The sequence below is a fragment of the Lactobacillus laiwuensis genome (genome assembly GCF_019972835.1).
GTDB lineage: Bacteria > Bacillota > Bacilli > Lactobacillales > Lactobacillaceae > Lactobacillus > Lactobacillus laiwuensis.
The window spans coordinates 191292-206670 of the sequence record NZ_BPPB01000005.1; the positions used below are offsets into that span (position 1 = coordinate 191292).

Annotated in this window: 15 protein-coding genes; 12 read left to right on the forward strand and 3 right to left on the reverse strand. The window is 38.1% G+C overall.

The features are described from left to right. The first annotated feature begins 5 nt into the window (after window positions 1-5). The 12 genes from dapD to LDM92_RS05325 all read left to right on the forward strand — a co-directional run bounded on the left by dapD (window position 6) and on the right by LDM92_RS05325 (window position 12717). A complete protein-coding gene (gene dapD, locus LDM92_RS05270; protein ID WP_109586894.1) occupies window positions 6-716 on the forward strand; it encodes a 2,3,4,5-tetrahydropyridine-2,6-dicarboxylate N-acetyltransferase in 711 nt (236 codons plus the stop codon). A 4-nt stretch (window positions 717-720) separates the two neighbouring features. Beyond that, the gene (locus LDM92_RS05275; protein WP_223902338.1) at window positions 721-1860 is read left to right on the forward strand and encodes an N-acetyldiaminopimelate deacetylase; all 1140 of its coding nucleotides are present in this window, start codon (window positions 721-723) and stop codon (window positions 1858-1860) included. A 17-nt stretch (window positions 1861-1877) separates the two neighbouring features. After that, a complete protein-coding gene (gene dapA, locus LDM92_RS05280) occupies window positions 1878-2798 on the forward strand; it encodes a 4-hydroxy-tetrahydrodipicolinate synthase (RefSeq protein WP_223902339.1) in 921 nt (306 codons plus the stop codon). Between the two features lies 1 nt (window position 2799). Then, window positions 2800-3558 carry a 4-hydroxy-tetrahydrodipicolinate reductase gene (gene dapB, locus LDM92_RS05285; RefSeq protein ID WP_223902340.1) on the forward strand — a complete coding sequence of 253 codons (759 nt, stop codon included), beginning with the start codon at window positions 2800-2802 and terminating at the stop codon, window positions 3556-3558. An 18-nt stretch (window positions 3559-3576) separates the two neighbouring features. Then, window positions 3577-4764, forward strand: coding sequence for an aminotransferase class I/II-fold pyridoxal phosphate-dependent enzyme (locus LDM92_RS05290; RefSeq protein ID WP_223902341.1), 1188 nt, complete (start codon window positions 3577-3579; stop codon window positions 4762-4764). Next, window positions 4761-5828 carry an aspartate-semialdehyde dehydrogenase gene (locus LDM92_RS05295; protein ID WP_223902342.1) on the forward strand — a complete coding sequence of 356 codons (1068 nt, stop codon included), beginning with the start codon at window positions 4761-4763 and terminating at the stop codon, window positions 5826-5828. Before LDM92_RS05290 ends, LDM92_RS05295 begins: the two co-directional genes overlap by 4 nt. A gap of 266 nt (window positions 5829-6094) precedes the next feature. Beyond that, window positions 6095-6925 carry an ABC transporter permease gene (locus tag LDM92_RS05300; protein WP_223902343.1) on the forward strand — a complete coding sequence of 277 codons (831 nt, stop codon included), beginning with the start codon at window positions 6095-6097 and terminating at the stop codon, window positions 6923-6925. Then, window positions 6918-7706 carry an ABC transporter permease gene (locus tag LDM92_RS05305; protein ID WP_223902344.1) on the forward strand — a complete coding sequence of 263 codons (789 nt, stop codon included), beginning with the start codon at window positions 6918-6920 and terminating at the stop codon, window positions 7704-7706. Before LDM92_RS05300 ends, LDM92_RS05305 begins: the two co-directional genes overlap by 8 nt. Window positions 7707-7718: 12 nt before the next feature. Then, the gene (locus LDM92_RS05310) at window positions 7719-8762 is read left to right on the forward strand and encodes an ABC transporter ATP-binding protein (protein ID WP_223902345.1); all 1044 of its coding nucleotides are present in this window, start codon (window positions 7719-7721) and stop codon (window positions 8760-8762) included. A 23-nt stretch (window positions 8763-8785) separates the two neighbouring features. Beyond that, the gene (locus tag LDM92_RS05315) at window positions 8786-9838 is read left to right on the forward strand and encodes an ABC transporter substrate-binding protein (RefSeq protein WP_223902346.1); all 1053 of its coding nucleotides are present in this window, start codon (window positions 8786-8788) and stop codon (window positions 9836-9838) included. Window positions 9839-9898: 60 nt separating this feature from the next. Next, window positions 9899-10954, forward strand: coding sequence for an ABC transporter substrate-binding protein (locus LDM92_RS05320; protein ID WP_223902347.1), 1056 nt, complete (start codon window positions 9899-9901; stop codon window positions 10952-10954). A 62-nt stretch (window positions 10955-11016) separates the two neighbouring features. Beyond that, window positions 11017-12717, forward strand: coding sequence for an adenine deaminase C-terminal domain-containing protein (locus LDM92_RS05325; protein WP_223902348.1), 1701 nt, complete (start codon window positions 11017-11019; stop codon window positions 12715-12717). A gap of 108 nt (window positions 12718-12825) precedes the next feature. On the opposite strand, the gene LDM92_RS05330 is transcribed toward LDM92_RS05325, so the two are convergent. The 3 genes from LDM92_RS05330 to LDM92_RS05340 are packed head-to-tail and all read right to left on the reverse strand — an operon-like array spanning window position 12826 to window position 15083. Further along, window positions 12826-13839, reverse strand: a complete 1014-nt coding sequence (locus tag LDM92_RS05330) for an SLAP domain-containing protein (RefSeq protein WP_223902349.1) — start codon at window positions 13837-13839, stop codon at window positions 12826-12828. A 51-nt stretch (window positions 13840-13890) separates the two neighbouring features. Further along, window positions 13891-14493 carry a hypothetical protein gene (locus LDM92_RS05335; protein WP_223902350.1) on the reverse strand — a complete coding sequence of 201 codons (603 nt, stop codon included), beginning with the start codon at window positions 14491-14493 and terminating at the stop codon, window positions 13891-13893. 44 nt (window positions 14494-14537) lie between these two features. Then, window positions 14538-15083 carry a hypothetical protein gene (locus LDM92_RS05340; protein ID WP_045928774.1) on the reverse strand — a complete coding sequence of 182 codons (546 nt, stop codon included), beginning with the start codon at window positions 15081-15083 and terminating at the stop codon, window positions 14538-14540. Window positions 15084-15379: the final 296 nt, after the last annotated feature.

The window sequence follows — 15379 nt, forward strand, 5'->3', positions numbered from 1 at the left end:
TAAATATGAAAAAAATGTCGGCTGCTGAAATCATTGATTTCATTGCTAATTCAACCAAAAAAACACCAGTTAAAGTATATGTCAAAGGTGAAATGGCTAAATTGGACTGGCCTGAAGATTGCAAAATTTTTAATGAAACTCACACCGGTGTCGTTTTTGGAGATTGGCAAGTCTTGGAACCTTTTTTAGAAAAAAACGCCAAGAAGATAACATATTATCAAGTGGAAAATGTCAGTCGTAATTCTGCCATTCCATTATTGGATTTAAAAAATATTTCCGCCAGAATTGAACCGGGTGCGCTTATCCGTGAAAACGTTGAGATAGGGAAAAATGCTGTAATCATGATGGGTGCAGTCATTAATATTGGTGCGGAAATTGGTGAAAATGCCATGATTGATATGAATGCTGTTTTGGGCGGTAGAGCAATCATTGGTGCTAACAGCCATGTAGGAGCGGGTGCCGTAATTGCCGGAGTTGTCGAACCGGCTTCAGCACAACCTGTGAAAATTGGCAAAAACGTTTTGATTGGTGCTAATGCCGTGGTTTTAGAAGGAGTCCAAGTTGGCGACCATGCGGTAGTAGCCGCCGGGGCGGTAGTAACAAAAGATGTGCCTGCGAACAGCGTCGTTGCCGGAGTGCCGGCAAAAGTTGTTAAAATGCGTGATCAAAAAACTGCCTCTAAGACAGGAATTGAACAGGGATTAAGAAAGCTGTGAATTAATGTTAACTTCTGAGCAACTTGTTAAAATCCGCCGCGATTTACATCAAATCCCTGAATTAGCCTTGCATGAACACCAAACACAAAAATATTTATTACAGATTATTGGCAATTTTACTCAAAAATATATTGAAGTTCGCACATGCCCTGAGCTGCCCACAGCAATATTGGTCAGGGTTAAGGGAAGCAAACCGCAAAAAACAATCGGTTATCGAGCAGATATTGACGGCTTACCTATTGAAGAAAAAACGGCTTTGCCGTTTGCCTCCCAAACTCAAGGTCAAATGCACGCCTGTGGTCATGATATTCACATGACAGTGGCACTGGGAATTTTGGATTATTTTTGTGAACATCAGCCACAGGATAATTTGCTTTTCTTTTTTCAACCAGCTGAAGAAAGTGAAAGTGGCGGTAAAAAAGCCTATGAGGCTGGAATCTTTACTGGCAAATGGCGTCCAGACGAGTTTTTTGCCTTGCATGTTACTCCTGATTTGCCTACTGGCACAATTGGCTGCCGTTTGGGAACATTATTTGCGGGAACAACTGAAATCAATATTGATTTATATGGTAAAGATGGACATGCCGCATATCCACAACAAGCCAATGATATGGTAGTAGCTGCTGCTTCTTTAATAGAACAAATTCAGACAATTGTCTCACGTAGTATTGATCCCATTGCAAGCGGAGTTATCACAATAGGAAAGGTCAGGGCTGGAACAGTTAGAAATGCGATTGCCGGCCATGCTCATCTTGAAGGAACTATTCGCGGACTAACCCAAAAAATGATTGAAAGAATCGATCAGCGCCTGCGGTATGTGACTCAAGGAATAGCGCAGAGTTTTAATGCTAAAGTTGATTTGCAGCTTAATCAGGGTGGTTATTGGCCAGTTGAAAATGACCCCCAAATTACAGCAGAATTCATTAATTATATGAAGAAAAATCCTCAAATTAACTACCAAGAGATGCAACCGGCTATGACAGGGGAAGACTTTGGCTACTTACTGGCACAAATTCCTGGTACTATGTTCTGGCTGGGAGTGAACGATAATTCTCAACTCCATTCTGCAACCTTTAATCCACACGAAGAAGCAATAGTAATAGGAATTAAAGCAATGGTAGGTTTTTTACTGAGTCATATGTAGCTCAAAAGGAGAAAGACATGACTAATTTTGATAAAGCAGATTTAATGACCGCGATAATTACGCCCTTTAATAAAGAAGGAAAAGTTGATTATCCCGGACTGAAAGAATTGACAGAACATTTAATTAATACGGGTAGCAACGGCTTTGTGATTGGGGGTACCACTGGTGAAACAGCAACAATGACCCATGACGAAAAAATAGAACTATATACTAATTTTGCTCAAATAATTGCGGGACGAGTCCCTGTAATTGCGGGCACGGGCAGTAATAATACTGCACAGACAGTTGCGTTTACTCAAGAAGTGGGGCAAATTCCCGGCATTGATATGGCTTTGGTAGTAGCGCCATATTATAACAAGCCTAATCAAAGAGGCATTATAGCCCACTTTGAAAAAGTAGCAGAAAATTCTCCCGTACCAATTATTATTTATAACATTCCAGGTCGAACAGGAATTAAGATTAGTAAAGAAACTTTGGTTAGTCTGTCGCATAATCCTAAAATTGCTGGTGTTAAGCAATGTGCGGAGTTAGAAGACTTAGAATATATTGTTGAACACGCAGCAAGTGACTTTTTAGTGTATACAGGCGAAGACCTGCAATCTTTAACTGCTAAAGTTTTAGGTGCAAAAGGAGTGATTTCGGTAGCTTCTCATATTTATGGCTCGGCCATGCGTGAAATGTATGATGATTTAGATCAGGGCAAAGTAGCTGCAGCAGGGAAATTGCAAAGACGACTAATGCCAAAGATGCAAGCCTTGTTCATGTATCCTTCACCATCTCCAGTTAAAGCTGTGTTAAATGCACAAGGCTTACCAGCTGGTGGATGTCGCCGGCCTATTATGGACTTAAATGAAGCAGAAAAGCGGCAATTAGCTGTTCATTTAGGTTTAGCTGATTCGGCTTTATTACATAAACTGCCGTTAGAACTAGGAGTATAATATGAAAAAAATTTTAGTAGCTGGAGCCACGGGATCTATGGGAAAACAAACGGTGCAATTAGTTAATAAATTACCTGATTGTCAATTAGTAGCTGTTTTAGCTCCAACGGCATCTAAAAGTTCAGACTTCAAATCTTCTGTCAAATGCTTTGACAATTTGGCTGCTGTTGATATTGATGCGGATATTTGGATTGATTTTACCACCCCACAAGCCGTTTATGAAAATACCAAATTTGCTTTAAAGCACCATATGCACCCCATTGTGGGAACAAGTGGTTTAACTTCTGAACAAACAAAACAGTTACAAGAATTGGCGAAAAAAGAAAAAGTCAGTGGCCTTATTGCTCCGAATTTTGGGTTGTCGGCTGTCTTATTAATGAAGTTTACTCAAGAAGCGGCCCGTTATTTTCCAGATGCAGAAGTCATTGAAATGCATCATGCTGATAAAAGGGATGCACCTAGTGCTACGGCTATTGCTACCGCCAAAGTGATTGCAGAAAACCGCAATTCAGAAAATTGTTCTCAAACTGCGAATGATTCTGCAGCTCGCGGTGCTGATTATGATGGCGTCCCTGTTCATTCCATTCGCTTGCCAGGATACGTAGCTCACGAACAAGTGCTTTTTGGAGGTCCCGGAGAAGCTTTAACTATCAGACAAGATTCATTTTCTCGTTCTTCATTTATGCAGGGCGTGAAAGTGGCCTTGAGTCGGGTAATGGATTTACCAGATTTAGTGGTCGGTTTAGACCAGATTTTATAATTTATAAGGAGAACAAAAATGCCACAATTAGCTACTGATTTAACTTCTATTATTCATACACCATTAGAAAAAATCCCTCCTTCTGGTATACGTGCTTTTGCCCAAAAAGTTGAGGACATTCCAGATTTAATAAAATTAACCTTAGGAGAACCTGATTTAAATACGCCTGAACATGTTAAAAAAGCAGCTGCTCAGAGCATTTTAGATAATGATTCACATTACTCAGCTCAAAAAGGAACCCCCAGATTACGCAAAGCCATTAGCAATTTTTTACAGCGCAAGCAGGGCTTAACTTATGATCCTGACAGCGAAATTGTAGTCACAGTAGGTGCAACTGAAGCTATAGCCGCAACGATGCTGGCTTTGTTTCAGCCAGGGGATGAAATTATTGTACCGACCCCCTCTTATGCCCTTTATTTCCCATTGATTCAATACACTAAAGCTAGGTTGGTTGCTATCAATACGGCGGGAACCAATTTTGTGTTGACTCCTGAAGATTTGGAAAAGACACTGGATGAGCACCCTCATGCTAAAGCAATTTTACTGAATTATCCTACTAATCCAACCGGCAGGGAATGCCCCAGTTCTGTTTTAGAGCAAATGGCACCAATCATTAAAGAGCATCACCTTTATGTGATTTCTGATGAAATATACAGTGAGCTGACCTATAACTTTAATCACGTATCGATTGCGCATTATTTACCCGATCGTACCCTACTAATTAATGGTTTGTCCAAGTCGCATGCGATGACTGGTTATCGTTTGGGTTATGTGACTGGACCAGCCGCTTTAATTAGCTTAATTGCAAAAATGCACGCATTCTTGGTTACAGCTCCATCAAATCCAGCGCAAGCAGCAGCTACTGAAGCTTTGGAAAACGGTGATCAGGATCCGGCTGCAGCACGACCAATTTACCAAAAACGGCGTGATTATATTGTTGGTGCATTAAACAAAATGGGTTTAGAAACTCATGCCAGTGAAGGTGCATTTTATGTTTTTGCTAAAATACCAGCAAGTTATGGTAAGAATGATGAAGCTTTCGCACTGGACTTGGCCCATAAAGCTAAAGTTGGAGGCACTCCAGGTAATGCTTTTGGTCCTGGCGGAGAAGGCTATATTCGCTTTTCTTATGCTGCGAGTGACAAAAATCTACATACTGCGATGAGTCGAATCCAAAAGTTTTTAGCAGAAAAGGGTGAAATTTGATGAGAGAATACTCAGTTGCAATTTTGGGTGCTACAGGTGCAGTAGGTCAACGTTTAATTAGTGAATTGGAAAAAGCAGCAATTCCAGTCAAGCAAGTTAAATTGCTAGCGTCTAAGCGTTCAGCAGGCAAGAAATTACAATTTAAAGGCCAAGAAATTACAGTTGAAGAGGCACAAGCTGATTCATTCACTGGTGTTGACTTGGTTTTATCATCTGCTGGTGGCGCCGTTTCTAAAAAGTTATTGCCTGAAGCGGTCAAAAGGGGGGCAGTGTGTGTAGATAATACTAGTGCTTTTCGTATGAATGATGATGTTCCATTAATTGTTCCTGGAGTTAACGATGACCAATTAGTTAATCATCATGGCATCATTGCTAATCCTAATTGCTCGACCATTCAGATGGTAGCTGCACTTTATCCACTCCACATCAAGTGGGGTATTAAGCAAATCATCGTTTCAACTTACCAGGCTGTTTCTGGCGCTGGCAAAGCGGCTTGGGATGAACTACTGCAACAAGCACAAGATAGGCTGAATAATCAAAAAACTGAAGCCAAAATTTTGCCAACTGCGTCTGCTAAAAAGCATTACCTCATGGCGTTTAACCTATTGCCTCAGATTGATGTTTTTGAAGATGATGGCTATACGCATGAAGAATGGAAAATGATTCATGAAACTAAAAAAATTTTGTTTAATGATCAGGATTCAAAGCAAATAAAAGTTACTGCTACTTGTGTTCGTGTGCCAGTTGAAATTGGTCATGGTGAAACGGTTTATTTCACCTTAAAAGATCAGTCAGCGACTGCTGCTGAAATAAAGCAGGAAATTGAGCGGACTCCCGGGTTAGTTTTACAAGATGATCCGCAAAACCAAATTTATCCGCAACCGCTTTTAGCAGCAGGTAAAAAAGAAACTTTCGTTGGCCGTATTCGTCCAGACCAGGAAAATCCCGGTGCGTTTAATATGTGGGTAGTTGCTGATAACTTATTAAGGGGCGCTGCCAGCAATACCGTGGAAATTGCAGAGTGTTTAGTCAGAGATAATTTGGTGCGTGTCCCTGATAAGTAATGTTTTTGTTAATAAATAAGCCAAACTTTGGGCTGTTCAATATTTAATATAAAAATTAACTCTTTTAAACTGATTTAATTCAGTTTAAAAGAGTTTTTTTGTTTAATGTTCGTAATGCTCTCGATAATACACGTATGGCAATCTTAAGCACTTTCATTAGTTGAAAAATACAAACTATTTAATGAACAATGATAAATTTTATTCGTATTTGATGTTGACAGCAGATTAAAAATTAGATAACCTAATATACAAAGCGGAGGTAATATATGAATCGCAAAACAGCAGTATGGTTGTTAATTCCTGCATTCTTGGGAGTATTGGTATTCACTTTTTTCCCCTTAATTCAAATTGCAATACCAACATTCCAAAGTAAAAGTGGCTTCTTTTCACTTTATACGCAATTTTTAAAAAGTTCTTTTAATTGGGCAGTCATTGGACGTAGTTTTCTAATAGCAATTGTAACGGTGATTGTTGTTTTGATCCTTGGAGTGCCTATTTCTATCTGGATAGGAAGACAAAAAACAGTAGTTAGACAAATACTAAATTTGCTAATCCTTTTTCCCATGTTAACCAATGCAGTTGTAAGAAACTTTGCCTGGATTATTATTTTGGGACATGATGGAATCGTCAATAAAACTTTGCTGGCATTGCATCTAATTAAGTCACCGCTAAATATACTTTACACTAATACCTCTATTATTATTGGTTCAGTTTACTTGTTTTTACCAATTATGATTAATTCATTAATTGGCAGCGTGGCTGAATTAAATGTGGAGATTGAAGAAGCTGCAGCCGTTCTTGGTTCCAGTCCTTGGCGAACATTATTTAAGGTGATCATTCCTCAATTAACTACTGGCATTTTAACTGGCTGCATTTTAGTGTTTGCCGGAACAATGACAGCCTATACTACCCCAGAAATTCTTGGTGGCAACCGCCATCTGGTAATGGCGACTTTGATTTATCAGCAAGCAATGACGTTGGGCAATTGGCAAAATGCCAGCGTTATCTCATTAATTTTAATTGTTATTTCTGCTCTTTCAATGTGGCTCATGAGAAGACTTAGCCATCATTTAGATCGGAGGCCAATTAATGCTTGATCGTAAAAATAAAACTTTGACTGTGATTTCGATTATTATTTTGGCTTTAATCATGTTGCCATTGATTTTAGTCGTAATTACATCCTTTAATACGCAAAGCTCAATTTCATTACCAATTACCGGCTTTACCCTTTCTTGGTACAGCAATATTTTCCAACAGCCCGATTTTATTTCAGGTTTTGAATCAAGTCTAATTGTTGCTTTGATTGCCAGCATTTCGGCTTTAGTAATTGGTATCCCTGCAGTTTACGCTTTGACGCGTTACAACATTCATCATGCTGCTTGGTTTCAATCGTTTTTCCTGAGTCCTACTTTAATTCCTGAAATTGTTATTGGATTCGCACTCTATCAAGCTGCAGTTATTACTATGAGAATTCCGGTATTTATTGGCTTGATTGTCGGACATTTTCTTTTGTGTTTACCGTATGTCATTCGTTTAATTACAGCCAGCATGCTGTTAATGGACAGTCACATCGAAGAAGCGGGCTGGATTTGTGGCTGCTCTCGCAAAAAAGGATTTTTCCTAATTGTTTTGCCAAATATTAAGGCCAGTATCATTGCTGCGTTTATGATGTGTTTCATCAATTCCTTCAACAATATTCCAGTTTCTTTATTCATGAGCGGCCCTTCTTTAACCATGTTGCCACCGTCAATTTTAAATTATTTGCAAAATAATTATGACCCTACTGTATCAGCAATTTCTGTGCTTTTGATGATCTTTACAGCACTCATGATGTTCTTGGTTGAAAAAGCGATCGGTATTAAAAATATTACAGAGTAGAGGAGTAGTGCAGTGGCAAATTTAGAAGTTCAAAATTTAGCAAAATCATACGATGGCAAAACTAAAGTTTTAAAAGATATATCTTTTGCTGTCAATAACGGAGAGCTGGTTTCAATTCTTGGTCCTTCCGGCTGTGGCAAAACGACCACACTTAGAATTATTGCCGGTTTAATTCCAGAAACTGCCGGACAAGTTTTAGTTAACGGTAAGGATATTACTAAAGTACCTGTTTATAAGAGAAATTTCGGGATGGTTTTTCAAAGTTATGCACTTTTTCCCCATATGAATGTTTTTGATAACGTTGCTTTTGGACTGAAAATGCGCAAGCTTGACAAAAGTGCCATCAAGAAAAGAGTGACTGAAATGCTGGCAACTACCGGCTTAAGTCAACTATCTAAACAATTTCCAGCGCAGCTTTCTGGAGGACAGCAACAAAGAGTTTCATTAGCAAGGGCTCTGGTTACCAATCCAGAATTGTTATTAATGGATGAGCCTTTGAGCAATCTTGATGCTAAATTGCGGCTGAAAATGCGTGAAGAAATTCGCGACTTGCAGCAAAAACTTAAAATGACAGTGCTGTTTGTCACACATGATCAGCAAGAATGTTTCGCAATTTCCGACAAGGTTTTAATTATGAAACAGGGACGCATTGATCAGTTTGATACGCCACAAAATATTTTTCATCATCCTCGGACAGAATATGTTGCCCGTTTTATTGGCTATGACAATTTTATTACTGTCACTGCTGCTAATCGTCAGGATGAGCATCATATCAAAGTAGGCGAAACAGTTTTAAATACGGTTGAACCAAATCAAGATGCAAAAGTGCTGACTATTCGTCCGGAAAACATCCACTTGAATTTGGCTGATGCTTCTGAAAATTCATTTACTGGTACTATCATGAGTCGTGAATATTTAGGACAAAGTTTTAAGTATGCCATTCATTCAGCTATAGGGGACTTTCAAGTTGAGGAAGCACGGCAAAAGATGCGCAGCTCAGGAGAAGAAGTAACGCTAACTCTTCCTGCTAAACATCTTCATCCGTTATCAGAATAATCATTCTTTAGAAAGGTTTTGTTATGAAATTTAAAAAAGCTTGTTTGTTAGCAGCTAGTTTTATCATTGCCGGCACAACTTTGGCAACTTCCGCTTGTTCGTCCAATGCTGGTAGCGGTAAGCTAACGGTTTCCACTTTTGGCTTAGCAACTAAGCAGATGCGCTCGGACGTGCTTAACCCGTTTGCTAAGAAAAATAATGTTAAGGTGTCTACACAGTTTGGGGACAGCTCAACTCGCCTAACGCAGATTGAGCACAATTCTAATTCACCGGTAGATGTCATTGAATTGGCTCAAAATAATGCGATTACTGGAGCTAAAAAGAAACTCTTTAAAAAATTGGATTTTTCCAAACTCAAGAATTTCAAGTATTTATCCGCTGACCAGCAAAAGCTGGCAAAAGATACAAATACTGTTCCGTACACTGTTAACAGTTTTGGCATTATTTATAATCCGAAAAAGGCCCACATTAAAAGTTGGGATGACCTGTGGTCTAAGAAATTAAAGGGCAAGATTGCAATTCCGGATATTGTAACAACTTTTGGTCCTGCAATGCTCTATGTGGCAGGGGACCATGCTAAAGTCAGCGTAACAAAGGATGATGGCAAGGCTGCCTTCAAAGCGTTAAAGCAGTTAAAGCCGAACGTTGTTAAAACATATTCTCAAAGTTCAGATTTAAGCAATATGTTTAAAACGGGAGAAATTACCGCAGCGGTTGTAGGTGATTTTTCAATCAGCATGCTGCAGGCCACTAATCCTAGTTTGAAGTATCTGGTGCCAACCTCAGGAACATATGCTAACTACGATAATATTGCAATCTTGAAAAACAGTAAGAATACTCAAGCGGCATATAAGTATATTGACTTTCGTATAAGTGAAGCTAACCAAAAGAAAGTTGCCAGTGCAAAATCTCTTAATAATGCACCGGTTAATTCACAAGTAAAATTGACTGCTGCTGAAGCTGCCAATAAAACATATGGTGCAATTGCACAAAGAGCAAAAACTATTGACTTTTATTACGTGAACAAGCAGATGCCTTCATGGATCAGTCAATGGAATAAAATTATGAACCAATAATTATCAAAAAAGAACTTGCCTTCATTAATAAGGCAAGTATGATTTTCGGAAAGGTCTATTATGAAAATTAAAAAAGTATGTTTAATGGCAGCAAGTTTAATTGTTGCGGGAGCAGCTATTGCTACTTCAGCTTGTTCTTCTAAAGCAAACGGTGGCAAGTTGGTTGTTTCTACGTTCGGCATCTTGACTAAGCAAATGAGATCAGATGTACTCAATCCTTTTGCCAAGAAAAATAACGTTAAAGTTTCCGCACAATTTACTGCAGATACAACTACGAGCTTAACCCAAATTGAGCATAATCCTAATTCTTCAGTTGACGTGATTGAAGTGGCACAAAAGAATGCTTATGCGGGTACGAAAAAGAAGTTGTATAAAAAAGTAGATTTTTCTAAAATCAAAGATTTTAAATATTTATCCAGTAGTGAACAAAAGCTGGCTAAAGACACAGGCACCGTTCCTTATACTGTTAACAGCGTAGGTATAATTTATAATCCTAAAAAAGTTCATATTACAGAATGGGATCAACTGTGGTCTAAAAAGTTAAAGGGCAAGATTGCAATTCCTGATATCGTAACAACTTTTGGTCCTGCAATGCTGTATATTGCGGGTCGCCATGCTAAAGTCGATGTCCCAAGCGACGGTGGTAAAGCAGCTTTCAAGGCTATGAAAGAATTGAAGCCTAATGTGGTTAAGACATACGATCAAAGTTCAGATTTAACCAATATGTTCAAAACAGGTGAAATCAGTGTGGCCGTTGTTGGTGACTATGCTATCAGCATGTTGCAGGCTACTAATCCAGGCCTTAAATACATTGTTCCAGCATCAGGCACATATTCTAACAGCAACGTTGTTGCCATTTTAAAGAATAGCAAGAATACAGATGCTGCATATAAGTATATTAATTTTAGACTAAGTGAAGCTATTCAAAAGAGATGTGCCAGTGCAAAATCACTTAATAACGCCCCAGTTAACACGCAAGTTAAGTTAACACCGGCTGAAGCCGCTAATAAGACTTACGGGGATGTGGCTAAACGCGCAAAGAGCATGAATTTCTTCTATGTTAATAGCCATTTGTCTTCTTGGGTTAATCAATGGAATAAAATTATGAATCGGTAAATAGTAATTAAAAATGAAGGGTTGGAATATTTCAACTCTTTCGTTGTTTATGGGGGAGAAAAATGACACAAGTTGATCTTTTGATAAAAAATGGCCATGTTTTTAATGTTTTTTTACGTAAATTTGTTGATACTCAAGTTACAGTCAAAAATGGCAAATTCTATTGGGTTAACCAAGATTTACCCGGAATTAGGGCTAAAAAGACAATTAATCTCAAAGGTAAGTATCTGATCCCAGGATTTGTTGATGCCCACATGCATATTGATTCATCCATGACTACTCCTGCGATTATGGGACAAACAATTTTAAAATACGGTACAACAACGATTATTGCTGACGACCATGAAGTAACGAATGTTGCTGGCATCAAGGGACTAAAAAATTTCATTGCAGAGCCGTCACCGATTGATATTTTCTTTGGCATTCCATCTTCGGTTCCATCAACGAATCCAGATATGGAAACAACAGGTGGCAAAATTGGCGTGAAAGAAGTACAAGAGCTGCTTAAAGATCCGAGCTTTATTTGTTTAGGCGAAGTGATGAACTTTAAGGATATGACTTCTCCGCATAAAACCTTGATCAAAGATATTATCAAAGTTTGTCGTGAGGAAAAACCCACAATGCCTCTTGAAGGTCATGTGCCAGCATATGCTGGTGAAGATCTGGCTAAAGTTATTTATGCTGGAGTTACTACTGATCATACGGAACAGACAGCTGCCTTAGTTAATGAAAAAGTTCCTAATGGCATGTTTGTCGAGGTGCAACTGAAATCGATGTTGCAGGAAGTAATTGACACGATCATTAAGAACAATTACTTTGACCATATTGCCCTGGTAACTGATGATTCTATGCCTGATACCTTGCTTCATGGTCACTTGAACTATTTGGTGAAAAAAGCAATCAAAATGGGGATGACACCTGAAGAAGCTATTTATATAGCTACCTATACACCGGCTCGCCATATGGGATTATGGGATAGAGGTGCAATTGCTCCCGGCCGAGTAGCTGATTTTATTATCCTCGATGATCTGCATGATTTGTCAATAGCAGCTGTTTATAAAAATGGGATAAACGCGGCAGATATCAAGGAGCAGACAGGTTACCAATTTTTGCCAGAGTTACGTCATTCCGTTAACGCACCCAAGTTACTACCCGATGATTTTGTGGCAAAAACAGATTTAGTTGCAAACGGAGAAGTATTGGCAAATATTATTCAACTTAATCCAGCAGGTACTTTTACCAACCATATCCAAGAAAAACTGGAAGTAAAAGATCACATAGTTCAATGGCAGAAAGCCGGCTTAGCATTGATTATGGTGCAAGATCGTTATAGCGGCGATGGACACTATAGTCTGGGCTTTGTTGACCGCGGCATTGTAAAAGACGGTGCGGTAGGAGCAACTTGGGCGCATGATCACCACAACATAATGATCATGGGCACTAACACTGCCGCAATGCTCAAGATTCAGCATCAGCTGGTTGAACAGCAGGGCGGCTATATTGCAGCAAAAGGTGACAAAATAGTTGCCAATGCAAAATTACCGATTGGTGGCGTTGCCAGTGACCAACCAATGTCTGTTTTAGGCACAGAAATAGGCAAGGTGCGCAAAACACTGCAGGAGCTAGGATATAAAAATCCTAACGAGATTATGTCATTTTCTACTTTGTCTTTACTGGTTTCACCAACCATTAAAATTTCAGATAAGGGTCTATTTGAGGTCAAAAGTCAGAAAAAGATTCCGCTTTTTGAAGAAATTAAGTAGAAAGTGCAGAAATTAATTAAATAATGACCAAAAAATCTGCTAGTAAGATATTGTGAGATTTCACAATATAAACTAACAGATTTTTTCATACTTAAGAAGTGAAGACGTTTATTTCTTTAACCATTCTTTTACTATAGCCTTATATTGAGCCAAAGTAATTGCGCCATCTTCTCCTTCATTAGTTGCGTTAAAAGCATCAGCAGCACCATATGGAGTTTGCGTCATATGAGCCATGCCCATTACGCGATGTCCCTTATTTAATAAGTTGGTATAGTGTCCTGCCATTCTATAACCGTTTGTTCCTAAGACAGCTTGATGATATACAGGGTCTTCCCAATTAGGAGTGAATTCATAGGGCGCAAGGCTAGGGTTTTTCTTTACGTCCCATTCCCAGGCTACTTTTTCAGTCATCCAGTTGCTAATTGGTTCAGCACCGGCAGAAAGATTTTCCAGGTTGAAATGATAGCCGTAAAAGCCCGGATGGTTTAAGGAACCCTGTTTTTGATAATCTGCATCAATCATGGAAATGGCTGTAGAAGTTGGGGAAATTTTTAGCTCACCAACTCCAGCTTTAGTTCTTTCCTTGTTTGCATTAGCAAGACTTTGAAGGGAAGCTTTAATATTAACGTTGCTAGTAGCATCATCTTTGCCACCTAGTTTGACATAAGTATTAAACCACGATGGTGCGCCTTTTTGCGCTTGACTATCTATTTTGCCTGTTCTAAGTAAAGTCGCTGCTTTTTGTGCTTCCTGTCTTTGGGCAGTGGTTAGTGAAGTATCATTTGCCATAAAATCCATCAAACTTGCCCCGTTTTTAGCAGGCCTATTTTTTGGTGTTTTGACTATATTGAGCGGTAAACCATCGTAGTAGTGGATGTATTTATTTTTACCGATACGATAATATTTATAACCTTTAATCTTTTTAACAGAAGTATAATAAAGGCTCTTGCTCTTTTTATATACTTTTTTGGTTTTCTTGCCCTTATGATCATAGACATATGTTTTGCTGTACACAAATATTTGATGTTTAGCAGCAGATACTGGTTGTGGACTACTAAATGAACCAGTACCTAGTAATACTAAAATACTGGCAATCATTGCAATAAGACTTTTTTTCTTCATTGCTTCTCCCTTCATAAAATAATAAAACTTATTAGCCAAAAAATTATTAAATTAATATAATTTAATTTTCGAATTAACGATCTTTTTATTATTATGCATTACCTTTTTCAAAAAGGATTTCTTGGCGCCACAGTTGACATACAGGTCTACTTGAGGAAGGTGGGTACTATTGGAAAGATTGCCTTTGCGTGAAGCCTTCTGAGTAAACCACCGATATTTAGCATAATGTGGGCTATTGAAGTGCATGTCATTTTTAAAACGATATTTTTTCCCTGGCTTAAGGTGAGAGAGATCAAAGCGAAATCGCATTAAATAAACACGACCATGTACAAACCTTTTGTGGTCGATTGTATTTATGTAAATACCATCTTCTTTAGCAGAAAGTCCTGTCGCCTTTTTATTAACAACATATATGCTTGGAGTAAAGAACATTGGCTTTCCCGTGTTAACTTTTAGATGTCGAGTGAAAAAAGTAACATTTCCTACCCAATCACTATAAGCCTTTTTAGTAGAATTAACGTTATAATATTTTTTATCAAAAGCTGCTTTAATTGTTATAGCAGATGCACTAACGCTTTTAGGTGAAAATAGAATAAGGCCAGTCAATAGCATAAAAAAAGTAGCAATAATTTTAACAACTGATTTTTTCTTCATTATTTATTTCCCTTTAAAAACAGAATAAGAATATACGGATAAATTTATAGGTCATCGCCGCCAATAATAAAGTCGTAATTTGGATATTTGTGATCTTTTAACTTTTTGGCAAGTTTAGCTGTCTGATACCAGTGACTATCTACATACCAATAAACATTCTGATATTCTGCATAACCTAAAACTTTATTTCCATCTAATTTAGCAACGTTATACCAATCAAGCGTACCTTCGTCAGGGTAGCCCCAAATGCCAACTCCTGTCCAAGTATAGCCTTTTTGAGTCATTTTATTTGATAAATAAACCCAAGATCTTGTTTTTTTACTAGGTTTAGGCATAACCTTAGGTTTAGCTTTTAGCAATTTAGGATACTGGTGGCCATTTTCGTAATAAATTTGTTTTGTTTTAGTGAAAGTCATCTTATCGATTTTCTTTGTCTTGGAATTATATGAGTACCATGTCCCACGCCAGCTTTTAGGAAAAACTGCCTGAGTTTGCTTAGCTTGCACATTACTTGGCGTATTAATAAAACTGCCAATCGTGCCAACACTTATTAAGGCAGCTACCAACATAATCACTTTTTTAAATTTCATTTTTTATTACCTCTATACAAAATTCAACTTTACTACAAACAAATTATACGCTTTCTGTACTTCGTGTAACACTTTAAAACGGATAAAAAAGCATAAATAAAGAAATACCAGGCAACTAATTGAAAATATATAAGCTCTGCTTTCAGATTTAGGCAAGGCAAAACAGCCTTTGATAAAGATACAAAACCTTTTATAGTTTGAACACAAAAAATCCCAGCGCTGACTACCTAACAGAACTGGGATAACATTATTTTAACGGAAAAAGCAAATTATTACCATATTTGTCAATGATTTGG

Coding starts and splice junctions, on each gene's coding strand:
- dapD (WP_109586894.1), top strand. CDS start 6: ATGAAAAAAATGTCGGCTGCTGAAATCATTGATTTCATTGCTAATTCA.
- LDM92_RS05275 (WP_223902338.1), top strand. CDS start 721: ATGTTAACTTCTGAGCAACTTGTTAAAATCCGCCGCGATTTACATCAA.
- dapA (WP_223902339.1), top strand. CDS start 1,878: ATGACTAATTTTGATAAAGCAGATTTAATGACCGCGATAATTACGCCC.
- dapB (WP_223902340.1), top strand. CDS start 2,800: ATGAAAAAAATTTTAGTAGCTGGAGCCACGGGATCTATGGGAAAACAA.
- LDM92_RS05290 (WP_223902341.1), top strand. CDS start 3,577: ATGCCACAATTAGCTACTGATTTAACTTCTATTATTCATACACCATTA.
- LDM92_RS05300 (WP_223902343.1), top strand. CDS start 6,095: ATGAATCGCAAAACAGCAGTATGGTTGTTAATTCCTGCATTCTTGGGA.
- LDM92_RS05305 (WP_223902344.1), top strand. CDS start 6,918: ATGCTTGATCGTAAAAATAAAACTTTGACTGTGATTTCGATTATTATT.
- LDM92_RS05315 (WP_223902346.1), top strand. CDS start 8,786: ATGAAATTTAAAAAAGCTTGTTTGTTAGCAGCTAGTTTTATCATTGCC.
- LDM92_RS05320 (WP_223902347.1), top strand. CDS start 9,899: ATGAAAATTAAAAAAGTATGTTTAATGGCAGCAAGTTTAATTGTTGCG.
- LDM92_RS05325 (WP_223902348.1), top strand. CDS start 11,017: ATGACACAAGTTGATCTTTTGATAAAAAATGGCCATGTTTTTAATGTT.
- LDM92_RS05330 (WP_223902349.1), bottom strand. CDS start 13,839: ATGAAGAAAAAAAGTCTTATTGCAATGATTGCCAGTATTTTAGTATTA.
- LDM92_RS05335 (WP_223902350.1), bottom strand. CDS start 14,493: ATGAAGAAAAAATCAGTTGTTAAAATTATTGCTACTTTTTTTATGCTA.
- LDM92_RS05340 (WP_045928774.1), bottom strand. CDS start 15,083: ATGAAATTTAAAAAAGTGATTATGTTGGTAGCTGCCTTAATAAGTGTT.